At 37.7% G+C, this 18,408-nt stretch carries 20 protein-coding genes; 17 read left to right on the plus strand and 3 right to left on the minus strand.

The genetic code is table 11. The features are described from left to right. Positions 1 to 216 precede the first annotated feature (216 nt). The 3 genes from FS802_RS21605 to FS802_RS21615 are packed head-to-tail and all read right to left on the minus strand — an operon-like array spanning position 217 to position 2,080. Positions 217 to 762: a flavodoxin family protein gene (locus FS802_RS21605; protein WP_098653717.1), complete on the minus strand. Its 546-nt coding sequence runs from the start codon at positions 760 to 762 to the stop codon at positions 217 to 219. A gap of 4 nt (positions 763 to 766) precedes the next feature. Next, positions 767 to 1,135, minus strand: a complete 369-nt coding sequence (locus FS802_RS21610; protein ID WP_098720353.1) for a MerR family transcriptional regulator — start codon at positions 1,133 to 1,135, stop codon at positions 767 to 769. Positions 1,136 to 1,186: 51 nt separating this feature from the next. Further along, positions 1,187 to 2,080: a LysR family transcriptional regulator gene (locus FS802_RS21615; protein WP_098707800.1), complete on the minus strand. Its 894-nt coding sequence runs from the start codon at positions 2,078 to 2,080 to the stop codon at positions 1,187 to 1,189. Between the two features lie 151 nt (positions 2,081 to 2,231). Between FS802_RS21615 and FS802_RS21620 the strand changes: the two genes are divergently transcribed. The 17 genes from FS802_RS21620 (at position 2,232) to trxB (ending at position 18,262) form a co-directional block, all read left to right on the plus strand. Then, positions 2,232 to 3,254: a YeiH family protein gene (locus FS802_RS21620; protein ID WP_000438412.1), complete on the plus strand. Its 1,023-nt coding sequence runs from the start codon at positions 2,232 to 2,234 to the stop codon at positions 3,252 to 3,254. A 269-nt stretch (positions 3,255 to 3,523) separates the two neighbouring features. Next, entirely contained in the window at positions 3,524 to 3,721 is a 198-nt protein-coding gene (locus tag FS802_RS21625) for a helix-turn-helix transcriptional regulator (protein ID WP_000538359.1), read from the plus strand. A gap of 11 nt (positions 3,722 to 3,732) precedes the next feature. Continuing rightward, complete coding sequence (locus FS802_RS21630; protein WP_098707801.1) at positions 3,733 to 4,125, plus strand: ATPase; 393 nt, start codon at positions 3,733 to 3,735, stop codon at positions 4,123 to 4,125. A 17-nt stretch (positions 4,126 to 4,142) separates the two neighbouring features. Continuing rightward, a complete protein-coding gene (locus FS802_RS21635; RefSeq protein WP_098707802.1) occupies positions 4,143 to 4,370 on the plus strand; it encodes a hypothetical protein in 228 nt (75 codons plus the stop codon). A gap of 100 nt (positions 4,371 to 4,470) precedes the next feature. Beyond that, positions 4,471 to 5,232, plus strand: a complete 762-nt coding sequence (locus tag FS802_RS21640; protein WP_048563447.1) for a MerR family transcriptional regulator — start codon at positions 4,471 to 4,473, stop codon at positions 5,230 to 5,232. After that, complete coding sequence (locus FS802_RS21645) at positions 5,229 to 5,849, plus strand: hypothetical protein (protein WP_097814943.1); 621 nt, start codon at positions 5,229 to 5,231, stop codon at positions 5,847 to 5,849. Before FS802_RS21640 ends, FS802_RS21645 begins: the two co-directional genes overlap by 4 nt. Before the next feature lie 46 nt (positions 5,850 to 5,895). Further along, positions 5,896 to 6,324 carry a DUF4362 domain-containing protein gene (locus tag FS802_RS21650; protein WP_078183272.1) on the plus strand — a complete coding sequence of 143 codons (429 nt, stop codon included), beginning with the start codon at positions 5,896 to 5,898 and terminating at the stop codon, positions 6,322 to 6,324. Between the two features lie 151 nt (positions 6,325 to 6,475). After that, positions 6,476 to 8,452, plus strand: coding sequence for an excinuclease ABC subunit B (gene uvrB, locus FS802_RS21655; protein WP_098720351.1), 1,977 nt, complete (start codon positions 6,476 to 6,478; stop codon positions 8,450 to 8,452). Positions 8,453 to 8,463: 11 nt separating this feature from the next. Further along, positions 8,464 to 11,334, plus strand: coding sequence for an excinuclease ABC subunit UvrA (gene uvrA / locus FS802_RS21660; RefSeq protein WP_144525502.1), 2,871 nt, complete (start codon positions 8,464 to 8,466; stop codon positions 11,332 to 11,334). A 60-nt stretch (positions 11,335 to 11,394) separates the two neighbouring features. Next, positions 11,395 to 11,844: a DUF4275 family protein gene (locus FS802_RS21665; protein ID WP_144525455.1), complete on the plus strand. Its 450-nt coding sequence runs from the start codon at positions 11,395 to 11,397 to the stop codon at positions 11,842 to 11,844. Between the two features lie 115 nt (positions 11,845 to 11,959). After that, a complete protein-coding gene (locus tag FS802_RS21670; RefSeq protein WP_001267307.1) occupies positions 11,960 to 12,340 on the plus strand; it encodes a phage holin family protein in 381 nt (126 codons plus the stop codon). A 156-nt stretch (positions 12,341 to 12,496) separates the two neighbouring features. Beyond that, entirely contained in the window at positions 12,497 to 13,426 is a 930-nt protein-coding gene (gene hprK, locus FS802_RS21675) for an HPr(Ser) kinase/phosphatase (protein WP_001127246.1), read from the plus strand. Positions 13,427 to 13,450: 24 nt separating this feature from the next. After that, the gene (gene lgt, locus FS802_RS21680; RefSeq protein WP_000924235.1) at positions 13,451 to 14,263 is read left to right on the plus strand and encodes a prolipoprotein diacylglyceryl transferase; all 813 of its coding nucleotides are present in this window, start codon (positions 13,451 to 13,453) and stop codon (positions 14,261 to 14,263) included. Between the two features lie 67 nt (positions 14,264 to 14,330). Next, on the plus strand, positions 14,331 to 14,981 hold the full coding sequence (gene ppaX / locus FS802_RS21685) for a pyrophosphatase PpaX (RefSeq protein WP_048563453.1): 651 nt from the start codon (positions 14,331 to 14,333) through the stop codon (positions 14,979 to 14,981). A 75-nt stretch (positions 14,982 to 15,056) separates the two neighbouring features. Beyond that, on the plus strand, positions 15,057 to 15,563 hold the full coding sequence (locus FS802_RS21690; RefSeq protein ID WP_144525456.1) for an acyltransferase: 507 nt from the start codon (positions 15,057 to 15,059) through the stop codon (positions 15,561 to 15,563). A 145-nt stretch (positions 15,564 to 15,708) separates the two neighbouring features. Next, positions 15,709 to 17,220 carry a tetratricopeptide repeat protein gene (locus FS802_RS21695; RefSeq protein WP_000517700.1) on the plus strand — a complete coding sequence of 504 codons (1,512 nt, stop codon included), beginning with the start codon at positions 15,709 to 15,711 and terminating at the stop codon, positions 17,218 to 17,220. A gap of 85 nt (positions 17,221 to 17,305) precedes the next feature. Then, positions 17,306 to 18,262, plus strand: coding sequence for a thioredoxin-disulfide reductase (gene trxB / locus FS802_RS21700; RefSeq protein ID WP_001288065.1), 957 nt, complete (start codon positions 17,306 to 17,308; stop codon positions 18,260 to 18,262). The last annotated feature ends 146 nt before the right edge of the window (positions 18,263 to 18,408 follow it).

Consider the following 18,408-nt stretch of genomic DNA (forward strand, 5'->3'; position numbering starts at 1 on the left):
AAAAAATCTTACATAAATAAACGATTTTTTTACATGATCGTTTCGAAAGAAAGTATCGACAAATGGACAGACTAATCCTCTGCTAGTTTTCATCATTTTTTGTTCACTATTTGTGATGGATGAAATAAATAAGAGAATTAGAACTTCATTGGTCAAAGTACCTTCCTTTCATAATGTTACTTTTATTGTATGCGTATACAAAATGGTTTGTCAAAGTTATTTTTGCTTATGATTTTTGAATTCGTTATTATACAGTTGTACCTTTGCTAGTGCTTCAGCATCATTTTTGATTTCATCCAATCCATTCGCATCCCCAATAACATACCCTTCAAATGATGAACCAACAAAATCAAAGATGTATTGGAACTGAGCAATAAGCGGTAATGCTTTTAGCTTTGGATTGTCTCCGCCAACGATGACAACGTACATTTTTTTACCTTTCATTTTTTCTTTGAAATGAAGAGATGTATCACGCAAGCTTTGTGACCAGCGATCGACGAAGTTTTTCATATGACCGCTCATTCCATACCAGTATAGCGGTGTAGCAAAGATAATTGTGTCGTGCTCTAACATACGCTCGATTAACTGCTCGTAGTCATCATTTACAGGTTGGAATCCTTCTGCATCATGGCGCTGATCTATGATTGGGTGGACGATATGATCACGCAAGTAAATTTGTTCTGTTTCAATTCCATCAATCACCATATGTGTTAAAGCTTCTGTATTTCCGTTTTGTCTTGAACTGCCATGTATAACAAACATGTAATCATCCCTTTTCTTTTGTTTGCTTTAGGAGTGAAACGTGTTTTTTCAAATTCGTTTGAATGCTGGAAAGTAATGAGATTTGCTTCGTTACTTCATTAAGTTTATCTTCATAAAGCGTAAGGATACTGCTGCAAGGATTTTCGTACAGGTGCGGCTCTATTTCGAGGCAGCGCAGCATCCTTGCCGTCTCTTCTAAATTTAAGCCGATTTGTAAGTACATTTGAATAAGATCCACTTTTTCGATGGCACTTTCATCAAAATCACGGTAGCCATTTGCGAGGCGCTTAGAAGGGAGTAATCCTTTTTCTTCATAATGTCTTAGTGATCTTTCGCTAACCCCGGTTTCTTTTGATAACTCTCCAATTCGCAATGTGTTTCACTCCTTTTACATGTATTGTAAACCTTCACACTAATGTGAAGGTCAATGCTGTTTTTTCGCAAAAGAGTCTACATGATTTAAAAACACTTGAATAGCTTTAGACGGGATGAAGTATTTGCCGCGCACGATGGAGAATGGACGGATGAGTTGTTCATTTGGAACTTCGACGTGGAATAGCTCTTTTGCCAGTAGCTCTTTTCGTACAGTCCAATCAGAAAGTATAGCGATGCCAAGCCCGGCACTAACTGCTTCCTTAACGCTTTGGATACTACTAAATGTAAAGAATCGTTTCATTTTCAAATGGTGTTGATGAATAAAGCGGTCACTATAAGCGCGTGTACCAGAACCACTTTCTCTTAATACCCATACTTGATCTTGGAGTGTGCTTTCATTTATTTCATTTGTGCGGAGCAGTGGATGATTTGGAGGGACGACGAGCTTCATTTCATCTTGCATAAACGTTTCAACGTCAACGTCGGCGTATACGACTTGCCCTTCCACTAAGCCGATATCGATTTGATTAGAGCGAAGGCTTTGTAAAACGTCTTCTGTATTTGAGATAAAGGTATGAACTTCGACGTGTGGATTTTCATTCGCATAGTTAGCCAGTATTTTTGGAAGTAAGTATTCGCCAATTGTGAAACTAGCACCGATGCGAAGAGTTCCTGTTACAACGTTATGTAGCTCATTAATTTCTTGCTTAGCATCTTCGTAAAGAGAGAGCATTTGTTTTGCGTGTATATATAGTATGTTTCCAGCCTCCGTTACTTGGACGTGCTTTGGGGAGCGCTGAATAAGAGTAGCGCCAAATTCGTTTTCTAAGTTGCGTATATGCATACTTACGCCAGGCTGTGAAAGGTTTAATAATTCTGCTGCACGGGAGAAGTGTTTCTGTTCAACGACAGTAACAAATATTTTTAAAATGTCTACGTTCATGTAATGGGCTCCTTTCTTTTTCTATCATCTTATCATAAGTATTTCTGATGATAGAGATTCAATATTGATATTAAACTTATTATAGAAACTCTCTTATAATGTAAGTAGAAAGAACATGCATGTTCCAATACGATTATTGGAGTGGTTCAAAGTGGAACAAACACTTGTTATACAAAAGAAGAAGGGCTTTGGATTTTCGCAAGGAATTGGGATTACACTATTAATCGCAATTGCTGCGAAATATTTAGCAGAGCTTCCGTTTTTAAATATTATGGGACAATTAGTAATTGCTATTCTAATTGGGATGGTTTGGCGTGCGGCAATTGGAATTCCGCAAGATGCGATTGCAGGGACGAACTTTGCGAGTAAGAAGTTGCTGCGCTTTGGGATCATCTTACTCGGAATGCGGTTAAATCTTGTTGATATTGCGAAGGCAGGGCCGAAAGTATTGGTCATCGCTGCGGTTGTTATTACATTCACGATTTTCGTTGTATATGGATTAACGAAAGTATTTAAAGTAGAGAAGAAACTTGGAATTTTAACAGCGTGCGGAACAGCAATTTGCGGCGCGGCTGCGGTCGTGGCAATTGCACCGCAAGTGAAGGCGAAGGATGAAGAAACGGCAGTTGGGGCAGCAATTATTGCGATTTTAGGTACAATATTTACACTTATTTATACGTTATTATACCCAGTGCTTGGCTTCTCACCGTACGGTTACGGTGTATTCTCAGGTGCGACGCTGCATGAGATCGCCCATGTCATCGCAGCTGCGGCACCAGGAGGAAGTACGGCTGTAGACATCGCAGTTATCGTGAAATTAACGCGCGTTGCAATGCTTGTGCCAGTAGCGATTTTAATTGGACTATGGTTTGGTAAGAGTGAAGGAAGCGAGGAAAAAAAATCGTGGCGCGACCTTCCAATTCCGTGGTTCATATTCGGATTTTTAGCGATGAGTGCAGTGCATTCGCTCGGGGTTATACCAGAAGTTGTTGCCGGATACATTGTTGTCATTGCTTATATGCTTATTGCAATGGCGATGGCGGGTCTTGGTTTAAATGTAGAGTTTAAAACGTTCCGTAAGTTAGGAAGTAAAGCATTCGTGGCGGGGCTGATCGGTTCGGTTTGCCTTTCTATTCTTGGCTACGTTCTTGTATATGCGTTAGGATTTATGTAGTAGGAAGAAGCTGCTCCCAAAGGTATTTGGGGGCAGCTTTTTCTTATGATTATAGTGCTACGGATGTCGGTATTTTTCGGTAAGTCGATATATTAAAAAATTGCCGATAAAAATGGAGTTGCGCTGATATAAATTGAATTTCTATCGTACTGTGTGAGAGAAGGTGCTCAGTGAAATGTTTTACTAAAATTTGTAAAGATATCTTTACTTATAACTGGAAAATATTTATAATTAAAGTAAAGATATCTTTACTTTCGAAGGTGGAGCCTATGGGTGTGAAAAATAAAATAAAAGAGTTAAGAAAGCAACATCATATAACGCAAGTTGAAATGGCAAAGGCGATGCAGGTGACGCGGCAGACGATTGTGGCAATTGAAAACCATCATTATAACCCGAGTCTAGAGTTATCCCTAAAAATCGCCAAATATTTTGGGGTGAAGGTGGAGGAAATATTTACGCTAGAGTAAGGGGAGAAAAAATGAACGATACTAAAAAGTTATTTATCGGTGCGACTTTTGGATTGTTTTTGGGAGACATTGTAGTTCATATTATGAATCCGGCTATACCAATTTTACCGCTCGTAGTGAGTAACGTTTTAGCAATTGTATTTTTGATAGTGTATTCGTATTACAAAAAGCGTAAGTACAAAAAAGAAGAACTTCCAGATATAGATGAGCGAGTTGTGAATAAGATGAAGTCGTATTTTACGATTTGTATTACAAGCTTCATTTTCCTGTTCATTATGTATCTTTGTGTAAATAAGTATTTAGATAGGCAAGCAGTGCATGTAAATGATTTATTATATATTGCTATTTTTGGTTTATTAATAAGTATGGCATCGACGAGTGTGTTAGCAACAAGGAATAGATAGAAAAAAGGGGAACTGGGATGGGATTACCGGTATTATGTGCCGCTACGGCTATTTTTGCTTTGTTTTGGGGAATGCAGAACTTCTCTCGTAATCCAGTGCCAAGTATTTGTATTATGCTCGGTACTGTAGGTTTATCATATTATTTATTAGTTTCAGCTCATTATCATAAAACAGCAACGAGTGTTGTTGTTGGAGCACTTATTTTATTTTGTGGGCGCGCTATACAAAAGGGATTATTTCCGTAAAAGCTGTTTATACAAAGAGTATAAACAGCTTTTTGTATTTTTTTTACAAAAGTCTTGAAAGTTACGTAACGTCATCTTTTATAATGAAGGGGAAGAGGTGATGGTAGTGATTTCAATACAACAATTGACGAAAGAGACAGGGATAACAGTACGTACATTACGTTATTATGATCAAATAGATTTATTAAAGCCGAGCGGGAAGACTGAAGGTGGACATCGTTTATATAGTGAAGCTGACGTAATACGGCTGCAGCAAATTTTATTTTTAAAGGAAATGGGCTTTTCATTGAAAGAGGCTGCGAATATGTTAGTAAAAGGTGAGCTTAACTTAAAGGGTTCTCTTGAGAAACAACTTCGGTTTGTACAGGAAGAACAAAAGAAATTTAATCGAATGGAGCGTGTTTTACAAGCTGTTGTTTATTCGGTGGATGTGGAGGGAGAACTTGATTGGAAAGTTATGTTTGAACTGATTCAGCTTTCGAAACAGTCGTCTCGTATACGTGAAATATTTCAAAATGAAGTATTTTCAAAGGAAGAACAAAAATTGCTTCATAACTTGCCAAATATGAGTGAAGAAGATCCGAATGTTTTAGAATGGGTAGATTTATTAAAGCAATTACGTACTTTTATGAAAGACGGCAAAGAAGCCGCGAGTGATGAGGTACAAGGGGCAACGAAGAGGTTAATGCAGAAGTGTTTAGAAATGGCTAATGGTGACGAAGTGTTTTTAGATAAGTTATGGGAAGTTAGAAAATCGAAGGAAGATTCACAGAAAATGAGCATGTATCCAATTGAAGAAGAATTTTTATTATATATGGATGAAGCTTTTCGTATATATGATGAAAAGGAGAGGGATAAATGAGTATACTCGCAGAATATCGTTGGTACTTTTTAATTGGGGCAGAGATTGTATTTTGGTTATCGGCTATCGGTTTCTTTTTACTTCGTTACGGATTCCGTTTGAAAAAGGCAAGTTTTATTATGGGGATTGTACTCCTCGTAAATGAAGTGTTTATTTTAACTTTAGGGGTAGTGGACTATTATCAAACAGGGAAGTTCTCTAATTTTCAAATCATTACTGTAATTATTTTATTGTATGCAGTTTTCTACGGGAAAAAGGATTTGAAGAAGCTTGATATATTTGCGCAAAAGCTAGTTGCGAAATGGCGGAATGAACCAGCGCCTATTATCGAAGAACAGGTAGAATTAACAGGTATGTCCTATGCGAAGCAGGAAATAAAAAATTGGGTATTGCATCTTGTTTTATTCGTTGTTGTGCATATTTTCTTTTTCTTTCTGTACGGTTTTGTCCCGTTTGAACAATGGCATAATTGGTTAGAGACGGGGATTGTTTTAAATGAACCAGCTAGTCGCGTTAGTCAAGTTTGGGCGATTATACTTTTAGTGGATACAGTTATTTCATTTTCATATGTGATCTTTCCGAAGAAAGAGAAAGGAAAAGAGAAGCTACTTTCGTAGAGGAAAGTAGCTTTTTCTAGTATACCAATATTTTGTATAGGAGAGGATAACAATAGGAAAAACAGGTTTTATATGCTTATCTCTCTTTAGTTTAGTAGCATGCTCACAACCTAACATTACAATTGATAAGAAGAATGATGTTGTTGTAAAGGGAACAGAAATTTCTAATCTAGATAAATTTGAAAAGTTCGTTTTGAATGTGGAACAAGGGGAAGTTGATAAAATAAGAATTGTACATTATACACATGAAGGTGATCCGGTTTTTCAAACGTTAGAGTATAGTGGGACAGATATAATTCATATATTAGATAATAGGCAAGATCGGTTTGCTGGTAATCATACAGATATAGATGAAGATAGCTGTAAAAGGATTGTTAAAGAGCAGCGTGAATTACAAACGGCTTATAGGTTAATAGACTGTGTGAATGAAAATGGGCGCAATGGATATGATTTATTATATGTACCTAAAAAATAGAGTTAGTAGAGGAAGGAAGTTTTGGCTCCTTCCTTTTTCTATGTATATATTGTCGAAAGTTTTACCGAATATCTGTTCGTTTTCTTGGTTTTTTTATGAGCATTCGTGGTAAAATGGGAATACAGATTTTTTACGAGGAGGTCGGTTTTGTTTGGAACATCAATTTGAAATTATCTCAGCGTATTCCCCGCAAGGTGATCAGCCGGTAGCTATAGAGAAGCTTGTAGAGGGAATTAATAGTGGAAAGAAAAAGCAAGTGTTGCTTGGGGCGACAGGAACGGGTAAGACATTTACGATTTCAAATGTCATTAAAGAAGTGCAGAAGCCAACACTTGTCATGGCTCATAATAAAACGTTAGCAGGACAGTTATATAGTGAGCTGAAAGATTTTTTTCCTAACAATTCAGTGGAGTATTTTGTTAGTTATTACGATTATTATCAGCCAGAAGCGTATGTGCCGCAAACAGATACTTTTATTGAAAAAGATGCGCAGATTAATGATGAAATCGATAAATTGCGTCACTCAGCAACGTCTTCCTTATTTGAAAGAGACGATGTTATTATCGTTGCGAGTGTTTCGTGTATATATGGTTTAGGTTCTCCAGAAGAATACCGCGAGTTAGTTGTTTCGCTTCGAGTTGGTATGGAAAAGGACCGCAATCAATTGCTTCGTGAACTTGTTGATGTGCAGTATGGACGTAATGACATTGATTTCAAGCGTGGTACATTCCGTGTGCGCGGAGATGTAGTTGAAATCTTCCCAGCATCACTTGATGAGCATTGTATTCGAATTGAATTTTTCGGCGATGAAATCGATCGTATTCGCGAAGTAAATGCGTTAACAGGTGAAGTATTAGCAGAACGTGATCATGTAGCAATCTTCCCAGCATCTCACTTCGTTACACGTGAGGAAAAAATGAAGGTCGCTATTGAAAATATCGAAAAAGAATTAGAAGAGCGTTTAAAGGAATTAAATGATAATGGCAAGTTGTTAGAAGCACAGCGTATAGAGCAACGTACACGTTATGATTTAGAAATGATGCGCGAGATGGGCTTTTGTTCAGGTATTGAAAACTATTCCCGTCATTTGACACTGCGTCCAGCGGGGGCAACGCCATATACGTTATTAGACTATTTCCCGGAAGATTTCTTAATTGTTATGGATGAGTCACATGTATCAGTACCGCAAGTAAGAGCGATGTATAACGGGGACCAAGCACGTAAGCAAGTGCTTGTGGATCATGGATTCCGTTTGCCATCAGCTTTAGATAATAGACCGCTTACGTTTGATGAGTTTGAAGGGAAAACGAATCAAGTTATTTACGTTTCGGCAACGCCAGGACCGTACGAGTTAGAGCAGGCACCGGAGGTAATAGAACAAATTATTCGTCCAACAGGGCTTTTAGATCCACCAATTGATATACGACCAATTGAAGGGCAAATTGATGATTTATTAGGAGAAATTCAAGATCGCATTGCCAAAAATGAACGTGTATTAATTACGACTTTAACGAAGAAAATGTCAGAGGATTTAACAGACTACTTAAAAGATGTAGGAATTAAAGTGAACTATCTCCACTCTGAAATTAAAACGTTAGAACGTATTGAAATTATCCGTGACCTTCGCCTTGGTAAGTTTGATGTACTGGTCGGTATTAACTTATTACGAGAAGGATTAGATATTCCAGAAGTATCACTTGTAGCTATTTTAGATGCTGATAAGGAAGGATTCTTGCGTTCGGAGCGTTCATTAATTCAAACAATTGGTCGTGCAGCACGTAATGAAAACGGCCGCGTTATTATGTATGCAGATCGTATAACAAGATCAATGGGAATTGCAATTGAAGAAACGCAGCGTCGTCGTACTATACAAGAAGCTTACAATAAAGAGCATGGTATTACGCCGAAAACGATTCAAAAAGGCGTGCGTGATGTTATCCGTGCAACGACAGCTGCTGAAGATCCGGAAACGTATGAAGCAGCACCAGCTAAGAAGATGACGAAAAAAGAGCGTGAAAAGACAATTACGAAGATGGAAGCAGAGATGAAAGAAGCAGCAAAAGCGTTAGATTTCGAGCGTGCAGCTGAATTAAGAGATTTACTATTAGAATTAAAAGCGGAAGGGTGAACAGAGTGAGCATAAGCAAGGATTTTATTGTCGTAAAAGGTGCTAGAGCACATAACTTAAAAAATATTGATGTAACCATTCCGAGAAATCAGCTTGTTGTTGTGACGGGATTGTCTGGTTCAGGGAAATCATCATTAGCGTTTGATACGATTTATGCAGAAGGGCAACGCAGATACGTAGAATCGTTATCTGCGTATGCGCGCCAGTTTTTAGGACAAATGGATAAACCTGACGTGGATACGATTGAAGGCTTATCTCCAGCGATTTCAATCGATCAAAAAACGACAAGTCGTAATCCACGTTCAACAGTTGGAACGGTCACGGAGATTTATGATTATTTACGTTTATTATTTGCGCGAATTGGTACGCCAATTTGTCCGAATCATGGTATTGAAATTACATCACAAACAGTAGAGCAGATGGTAGACCGTGTACTTGAATATCCTGAACGTACGAAATTACAAGTGTTAGCTCCTATCGTTTCTGGGCGTAAAGGTGCACATGTGAAAGTGCTTGAAGACATTAAGAAGCAAGGATATGTTCGTGTACGTGTTGATGGTGAAATGCTTGATGTATCTGAAGATATTGAGTTAGATAAAAATAAGAAGCATTCCATTGAAGTTGTAATTGACCGTATTGTTGTAAAAGAAGGGATTGCAAGCCGTCTTGCGGATTCACTTGAAAGTGCATTAAAGCTTGGCGGGGGCCGAGTGTTAATTGATGTAATGGGAGAAGAGGAACTTCTATTTAGTGAACATCATGCTTGTCCGCATTGTGGTTTTTCAATCGGAGAATTAGAGCCGCGCATGTTCTCATTCAATAGTCCATTCGGGGCGTGTCCTTCTTGTGATGGACTTGGTTCAAAGTTAGAGGTGGATTTAGAACTTGTCATTCCGAACTGGGATTTATCATTAAATGAACATGCGATTGCGCCTTGGGAGCCGACAAGTTCACAATATTACCCACAGCTTTTACAATCTGTATGTAATCATTACGGCGTTGATATGGATATGCCTGTGAAAGATATACCGAAAGATTTATTTGATAAAGTGTTGTACGGAAGCGGTGAAGAGAAAGTTTATTTCCGCTATGTAAATGAATTTGGTCAAGTAAAGGAAAATGAGATTTTATTTGAAGGTGTTATTCCAAATATCGAACGTCGTTATCGTGAAACGAGTTCTGATTATGTTCGTGAGCAAATGGAAAAGTATATGGCAGAGCAAGCTTGTCCGAAGTGTAAAGGTGGACGCTTAAAGCCTGAGAGTTTAGCTGTTTTCGTTGGTGATAAAACGATTGCTGATGTAACGAAGTATTCTGTTCAAGAAGTACAGGAATTCTTCTCGAATGTGGAGCTAACGGAGAAACAACAAAAAATTGCTCATTTAATTTTAAGAGAAATCCAAGAGCGCGTTGGGTTCTTAGTGAACGTCGGTTTAGATTATTTAACGTTAAGTCGTGCCGCAGGAACTTTATCAGGTGGTGAGGCGCAGCGTATTCGTTTAGCGACGCAAATCGGTTCTCGTCTGACTGGCGTACTTTACATTCTTGATGAGCCTTCTATCGGTTTACATCAGCGCGATAACGATCGTCTTATTCGTACGTTGCAAGAAATGCGCGATTTAGGAAATACGTTAATTGTCGTTGAGCATGATGAAGACACGATGATGGCTGCTGATTATTTACTTGATATCGGACCTGGTGCAGGTATTCACGGTGGCCGAGTTGTATCAGCGGGTACACCAGCTGAAGTGATGCAAGATGAAAATTCGCTAACAGGGAAGTATTTAAGCGGTAAAGAATTTATTCCGGTTCCACTTGAAAGACGTAAAGGTGACGGACGTAAAGTGGAAATTATCGGTGCAAAAGAGAATAACTTAAAGAATGCAAAGATGTCATTCCCGCTTGGTACGTTTGTAGCGATAACCGGTGTATCTGGTTCCGGTAAAAGTACGATGATTAATGAAGTACTATATAAATCATTAGCGCAAAAGTTATATAAAGCGAAAGCGAAGCCAGGTACTCATAAAGAAATTAAAGGTCTTGAGCATTTAGATAAAGTAATCGATATTGATCAATCGCCAATCGGGCGTACACCACGTTCTAATCCAGCGACGTATACAGGTGTATTCGATGATATTCGTGATGTGTTTGCACAAACGAATGAAGCGAAAGTGCGTGGATATCAAAAAGGACGTTTCAGCTTTAATGTAAAAGGTGGACGTTGTGAAGCGTGCCGTGGTGATGGAATTATTAAAATCGAAATGCACTTCTTACCAGACGTATACGTTCCATGTGAGGTTTGTCATGGTAAACGTTATAACCGCGAAACGTTAGAAGTGAAGTATAAAGATAAGAACATTTCTGAAGTGTTAGGGATGACGATTGAAGATGGAGTAGAGTTCTTCGCTAATATCCCAAAAATTAAGCGTAAGCTTCAAACGCTTGTAGATGTAGGGCTTGGTTATATGAAATTAGGGCAGCCAGCTACTACGTTATCTGGAGGAGAAGCACAGCGCGTGAAATTAGCTTCTGAATTACACCGTCGTTCTACTGGGCGTACGTTATATATTTTAGATGAGCCAACGACTGGTTTGCATGCCCATGATATCGCGCGTCTTCTAGAAGTGCTGCAACGCCTTGTTGAAAGTGGCGAGACAGTTCTTGTTATTGAACATAATTTAGATGTAATTAAAACAGCTGATTATATCGTTGACCTTGGACCAGAGGGCGGAGACAAGGGTGGACAAATCGTTGCTTCAGGAACGCCAGAGCAAGTAGTAAAAGAAGAACGCTCGTATACAGGTAAGTATTTAAAAGATATTTTAGTTCGTGATAAAGCGAGAATGAAAGAGAAAATAAAAGAAGTAGAGCTATCACAATAAGGGTATTACTAAAAAACCGAGTGGAAATGACACTCGGTTTTTCGTTCATAGGGGGAGAAGATGGAGTTTACAGATGTTTTAAGAAAGAAAAATATGAAGGTAAGAGAGTTTCAAAATTGGGGTGTATATTTTCGCAAGCGCTGGGAGGAACATTTTGCAAACCATTTAAGTGATGAGGAAAAAGAAGACATTTTCCTGTATGGAGATAAGTATGCATGTGGGTATCTTTGGCACATATTTAGTTATGAGAAAAAGAAGTGTTTAGAGGGTGAAGAAGCGGAGAACGCATTTCATAATGAAATGAAAAAGAATTGTTACATATTCTATCAACATTGTGAGGAAGTCATACTAATAACGGATGCGAGTGTATTACATATGGATGATATATTACGGGAGACGGATGATGCATATAAAGGCGATATCTATATTGTAGATAAAGAGTTCACTTGGACTTTTGTAAAAACTCATGAACATAGATGGTGTGGTCCCTATTTTACAAAGAAATGTTAGTAGGTATACAAGCATGAAGAGTAGAATAAGTTGATATAAGTGTTTGTATGATACTTGCGTTTCTTATCTATTAGCGTATGATGAAATATATATGTTTAAAAGGATGTGTAACGAAATGAGATGGATTGTATCACTTCTTGTAAATAGCGTTGTGTTAATCGCTGTATCGGGACTTTTAAAAGGGATTGCACCAGACGCGTTTTACGTAGCAAATATACAGACTGCAATTATTGCGAGTATTATCTTAGCTGTTTTAAATGTGTTCGTAAAACCGTTTTTAATTTTAATTACGCTACCGATTACTCTTGTAACTTTCGGGTTCTTCTTAATTGTTATTAATGCGATTACGTTAAAAATAGCAGATTCATTATTAGGAGATGCGTTTAATATATCAGGGTTTGGTGTAGCAATCGTTGCGGCAATTTGTATTTCAATTTTTAATATGATTATTGAAAAGGCAATTGTGGAACCTTTATATGAAAAAAAGAGAAAATGACAAAAAGAAAAACATTTCATGATGTATATGAAATGTTTTTTTCTATTTATTAGAAACCGTATTTCTTGTTTCCAGAAAAAAATGGTACAATATCCGGTAGAATGGAATTTTACATCAAATGAGACTGAACCCGCAGCGGAGTGGAGGTTTATACATATGCCGAAAGTAAGGACAAAAGATTTAATTGAACAATTTCAATTGGAGTTAATAAGTGGTGAAGAAGGAATTCATCGTCCGATTGATACAAGTGATTTATCACGACCTGGAATTGAAATGGCAGGATTTTTCACATATTATCCAGCTGATCGCGTGCAGCTTCTTGGAAAGACGGAGCTTACGTTCTTTGACACATTAACGTCAGAGCAAAAGCAAGAGAGAATGAAAGCGCTTTGTACTGAGGAGACGCCATGTATTATTATAACTCGTAATCAAGATGTACCAGATGAGTTACTGCACGCCTCGCGTGAATCAGGTATGCCTTTATTACGTTCTTCTCAAACGACAACAAGATTATCAAGTCGTTTAACTAATTATTTAGAAGGTAAGTTAGCACCAACAACAGCTGTACATGGTGTGTTAGTAGATATTTACGGTGTTGGTGTTTTAATTACAGGTCAAAGTGGTGTCGGTAAAAGTGAGACAGCTCTTGAGCTTGTAAAACGTGGTCACCGTCTTGTTGCGGATGATAGTGTAGAAATTCGCCAAGAAGATGAAGACATGTTAGTCGGAAGCTCGCCAGATTTAATTGAGCATTTATTAGAAATTCGTGGTCTAGGCATCATTAACGTGATGACGTTATTCGGTGCAGGGGCAGTGCGAAATTATAAGCGTATTACGCTTGTTATTAATCTTGAAATTTGGGATCAAAAGAAAAATTACGATCGCTTAGGTCTTGATGAAGAGAAGATGAAGATTATTGATACAGAGCTTACGAAGATTACACTTCCAGTTCGTCCTGGTCGAAACTTGGCTGTTATTATTGAAGTAGCAGCGATGAACTTCCGTTTAAAACGTATGGGAGTCAATGCAGCACAACAGTTCTCTGAACGATTAATGAGTGCGATTGAGTTAGGAAATCAGGAGTAAACTTTGGAGAGGGAGGTCATACATATGCTGTTAGGTTCTGTACCACAGCTTGACCGTGTAGCGATCCAACTTGGGCCGTTTCCTGTTTATTGGTACGGGATTATTATCGGTACAGGCGTGCTATTAGGTCTTTGGCTAGCAACTCGCGAGGGAGAAAGACTAGGTATTCCAAAAGATACATTTGTTGACCTTGTATTAATTGCAGTACCGATCGCTATTCTATTTGCGAGAATGTACTATGTTATTTTTGAATGGGAATATTACGCGCAAAACCCGAGTCAAATTATTAATATTCGTCAAGGTGGCTTGGCGATTCATGGTGGTTTAATCGGGGCTGTTATTACAGGGATTCTTTTTGCGAAACGACGCGGGGTTTCATTCTGGAAGTTGGCTGATATTGCTGCGCCAAGTATTTTACTAGGACAAGCAATTGGTCGATGGGGAAACTTTATGAACCAAGAGGCGCATGGTGATGAAGTAACGAGACAGTTTTTAGAAGGACTTCATTTACCGGATTTCATTATTAATCAAATGTATATTGAGGGTGTGTACTATCACCCAACGTTTTTATATGAATCATTATGGAATTTTGCAGGTGTCATTTTATTACTTTCATTACGAAAAGTGAATTTACGACGCGGGGAATTATTCTTCACATATTTAATTTGGTATTCAATAGGGCGCTTCTTCGTAGAAGGCTTACGTACAGATAGTTTAATGTTAGGACCACTTCGTATCGCACAAGTAATGTCAATTGGACTTGTTGTTATTTCTATTATTTTCATTATTGTGAGACGAAAAATGGGGCAAGCTGATAAAAGATATTCGGAAAATTAGAGAAAAGTAGCATCTTATTATAAGGTGCTGCTTCTTTCATATTCAGGAAAGAGAAGGGACTAAGGCAATGAGAATAAATACAGTGTTATTTGATTTAGATGGAACTTTAATTAATACAAACGAACTTATTATTTCTTCTTTTTTACATACGTTACATACATATTATCCAAATCAATATAAGCGTGAAGATGTATTGCCATTTATCGGCCCTTCTTTACATGATACTTTCAGCAAGATTAATGAAAACAAGGTTGAAGAGATGATTACATGTTATCGTCAATTTAACCATGATCATCACGATGAATTAGTAGAAGAATATGAAACTGTATATGAAACAGTTCAAGAGTTGAAGAAGCAAGGCTATAAAGTTGGTATTGTTACAACGAAAGCGAGACAAACAGTTGAGATGGGATTAAGGTTATCAAAGCTTGATGAATTTTTTGATGTTGTCGTGACAATTGATGATGTGGAGCATGTGAAACCACATCCAGAACCACTTCAAAAAGCGCTTGAGTTATTAGATGCGAAACCGGAAGAAGCATTGATGGTTGGGGATAACCATCATGATATTGTTGGTGGACAAAATGCGGGTACGAAAACAGCTGCTGTCTCATGGACGTTGAAAGGTAGAGCGTATTTAGAGGCTTACAAGCCGGACTTTATGCTAGATAAAATGAGTGATTTGCTACCGATTTTGTCTGATATGAACCGTTTATAAAGGTCCAAGTAAGTTAGTAGGGGTGTATTTCCCTACTAACTTACAGTTTCACTTTTTAGTAGAGGAGCGAGTTAAGTGCGAAGGACAACGCGCTATCCTGTTTCGGGAGAAAATTCATTATGGAATGTGTATAAAACAGTGTCTTTTTGGAAGGTAATGAAAAACTTTATTATTATCCAAATTGCGCGTTATACACCATTTTTATCCGTCAAGAATTGGTTGTACCGTACATTTTTACGGATGAAAGTCGGAAAGAAAACATCATTTGCGCTTATGGTAATGCTAGACATTATGTTCCCAGAAAAAATAACTGTGGGAGAGAATTCGATTATCGGCTATAATACAACGCTTTTAGCACATGAATATTTAATTCGCGAATATCGACTTGGCGAGATCGTCATAGGAAATGAAGTGATGATTGGAGCAAATACGACTATATTACCAGGTGTGAAAATTGGGGATGGCGCGATTGTTTCAGCTGGCACACTTGTTCATAGAGATGTCCCAAGTGGTGCTTTCGTGGGTGGAAATCCAATGCGTGTTATTTATACGAAAGAAGAAATGGATGCTAGAGAAAGTTGATACTAAAAATGTAACATTTCTCTTCTTTTTTAATGAATTAAAAGGAAATAATTGAGTATAATATACTGTTTTGTTTTTTACGGAATCGTTTATACTTATAGATAGAAGAATGTGTGAACGAAGAAAACAAAAAAATGGAGGATATATGGGGAAAAATCAAGGAATATATAAGGAGAACGGACAAGTTATCTCTTTTAATCAATTAGCGGACTTCTTTTATAAAAAAGGGATGAGGGCTTACAAAGGGCAGAAATTGCAAGATGCAATTAAATATTTTCGAAGAGCGGCACAAAGTGAGAAGGAGCCGTTTATTTTATGTCAATTAGCAACAGTATTATCTGAGGCTGGTGAATATCAAGAGTCGAATCAAATCTTCTTTAAGCTTGTTAGATCTAATCCAGAACTTGAACAATGCTATTATTTTATTGCAAATAATTATGCATATATGGGGCTATTTCAGCAGGCGAAAAAGTATGCGGATCGCTATTTAGAAGTTGCAGAAGAGAAGGAATTTGTAGAAGATACATTAGAATTACTTGAAATTATGGAAGAAGAAGCGATGGGCGAGGAAGAGATTGAGGATGAAGATGATCTAATTGTTATGCAAGAAGAAGCGAATCGTTATATTCGTAACGGACAATTGGAAGAAGCAATTGCTACATTAGAAATTGTTACAAAAGATTATCCGGAATTTTGGTCGGGTCATAATAATTTAGCCATTGCACATTTTCAATCTGGTAATGTAGATAAAGCTCTGAAGTTAACGGAAATGATTTTAGAGAAAAATCCTGGTAATATACATGCGCTTTGTAATACGCTTATTTTCCTATATTCAATTGGAGAGCATAAACAAGTAGAAGCGTTAGCGGAGCAGTTAGTTTCAGTATATCCGATTTCGTTCGAGCATCGTTTGAAACTTGGAACGACACTTGCAACAATTGGCCATTTTGAGCCTGCATATAAATGGTTCAAAGTATTAAAGCGTCAAGGATATGAGGGAGACGTTAGTTTTTATTATTGGTTTGCATATTCTGCTTATATGGTGAAAGATCAGCAAGTAGCTGAAAAAATGTGGCAGCATGTTGTAGAATTGCACCCTGATAAAAAGGGAAAAGAACCGTGGAATGCGCTGAATTTAGCAGATGAAGGACAAAACGTATTATTTGAAGAATTACGAAAATCATTTCAACAAAGTGCGACGCTAGAGGAACAAATGCTAGCTTTATATTTAATGAATGAATTGTCAACGCCAGAGAAGGTGGGATTCTTCTTTGATGTAACGCAGGCGAAAAACGGTGTTCCAATCGTATCGCAACTTGCAAAGTATTTCTTTTTACTTAATAGCCATAAGAGCATTCCAGCTGATTTACAGCAATTTGAACAGTGCGCGCAAATTGCGGATGCTTTATATAATTATACGAAAAAAGATGATGAATTAATCGAAGAGTGTTTACAATTTTGGTTTTGTACGTTCATACGTTTATATACATCTGGGGCAGTTTTTACAAATGTATACGGCTGGTCAGCTGCGGTTGAATATATTGTGCGCGGCGAACAAGGAAATAAGATGACACAGTCGGAGCTTGGAGATGTATATAATGTATCTGTAGCGACTGTTCGAAAGTATGTGCAGGCTGTTAAGCGTACGCACACATAGGGTAAGCAAATCATTGGGAAAAAAATGATGCTAACAGTATAATGAGGGTAACTTAATTGTGTAGGAATGAATAGGAGTGAATAGTGTGTCAGAAGAAAAAATTTATGATGTCATTATTATTGGTGCAGGACCAGCTGGTATGACAGCTGCAGTATATACATCTCGTGCGAATTTAAGCACATTAATGCTTGAGCGTGGTATCCCAGGTGGCCAAATGGCAAACACAGAAGATGTAGAGAACTACCCAGGTTATGAGTCTATTTTAGGACCAGACTTATCAAATAAAATGTTCGAGCATGCGAAGAAATTTGGTGCTGAATATGCATACGGTGATGTGAAAGCAGTCATCGATGGTAAAGAATACAAAACAATTATTGCTGGTAAAAAAGAATATAAAGCACGTGCAATTATCGTTGCAAGCGGTGCAGAGTATAAAAAAATTGGTGTGCCAGGCGAAACAGAACTTGGCGGCCGTGGTGTATCATATTGTGCAGTATGTGATGGGGCTTTCTTTAAAGGAAAAGAACTTGTAGTTATTGGTGGTGGAGATTCTGCTGTTGAAGAGGGTGTGTTCTTAACACGCTTCGCATCAAAGGTAACGATCGTTCACCGTCGTGACACTCTTCGTGCACAGAAAATTTTACAAGATCGTGCTTTCCAAAACGAGAAAGTTGATTTCATTTGGAATCACACTATAAAAGAAATTAACGATGCAAATGGTAAAGTGGGAAGCGTAACACTTGTAGACGTAAACAGTGGAGAAGAAAAAGAAGTCAAAACTGATGGCGTGTTCATATACATCGGTATGTTACCACTATCAAAACCATTTGTTGAACTAGGTATTACAAATGAAAATGGTTACCTTGAAACAAATGAGCGTATGGAAACGAAAGTTCCTGGTATTTTCGCAGCTGGAGATGTTCGTGAAAAAATGCTACGTCAAATTGTAACTGCAACAGGTGATGGTAGTATCGCAGCACAAAGTGCACAACATTACGTAGAAGAATTATTAGAAGAACTAAAAACAGTATCAGAAAAATAAGGGATAATATGCCTTTTGAGAAGAAAGCTACCGATAGGAGCTTTCTTCTTTTTTTATGAAAATGTCAAAGTTTTGTCAAAAAATATTAAGATTATAAGCTTTCTTATTGATATACTGGACTTTACGGAAAAATCACTATAAGAAAT

The sequence above is a fragment of the Bacillus sp. DE0042 genome, from assembly GCF_007680225.1.
Taxonomy (GTDB): domain Bacteria; phylum Bacillota; class Bacilli; order Bacillales; family Bacillaceae_G; genus Bacillus_A; species Bacillus_A wiedmannii.

Coding starts and splice junctions, on each gene's coding strand:
- FS802_RS21605 (WP_098653717.1), bottom strand. CDS start 762: ATGTTTGTTATACATGGCAGTTCAAGACAAAACGGAAATACAGAAGCT.
- FS802_RS21615 (WP_098707800.1), bottom strand. CDS start 2,080: ATGAACGTAGACATTTTAAAAATATTTGTTACTGTCGTTGAACAGAAA.
- FS802_RS21625 (WP_000538359.1), top strand. CDS start 3,524: ATGGGTGTGAAAAATAAAATAAAAGAGTTAAGAAAGCAACATCATATA.
- FS802_RS21630 (WP_098707801.1), top strand. CDS start 3,733: ATGAACGATACTAAAAAGTTATTTATCGGTGCGACTTTTGGATTGTTT.
- FS802_RS21635 (WP_098707802.1), top strand. CDS start 4,143: ATGGGATTACCGGTATTATGTGCCGCTACGGCTATTTTTGCTTTGTTT.
- FS802_RS21640 (WP_048563447.1), top strand. CDS start 4,471: ATGGTAGTGATTTCAATACAACAATTGACGAAAGAGACAGGGATAACA.
- FS802_RS21645 (WP_097814943.1), top strand. CDS start 5,229: ATGAGTATACTCGCAGAATATCGTTGGTACTTTTTAATTGGGGCAGAG.
- FS802_RS21665 (WP_144525455.1), top strand. CDS start 11,395: ATGGAGTTTACAGATGTTTTAAGAAAGAAAAATATGAAGGTAAGAGAG.
- FS802_RS21670 (WP_001267307.1), top strand. CDS start 11,960: ATGAGATGGATTGTATCACTTCTTGTAAATAGCGTTGTGTTAATCGCT.
- hprK (WP_001127246.1), top strand. CDS start 12,497: ATGCCGAAAGTAAGGACAAAAGATTTAATTGAACAATTTCAATTGGAG.
- lgt (WP_000924235.1), top strand. CDS start 13,451: ATGCTGTTAGGTTCTGTACCACAGCTTGACCGTGTAGCGATCCAACTT.
- ppaX (WP_048563453.1), top strand. CDS start 14,331: ATGAGAATAAATACAGTGTTATTTGATTTAGATGGAACTTTAATTAAT.
- FS802_RS21695 (WP_000517700.1), top strand. CDS start 15,709: ATGGGGAAAAATCAAGGAATATATAAGGAGAACGGACAAGTTATCTCT.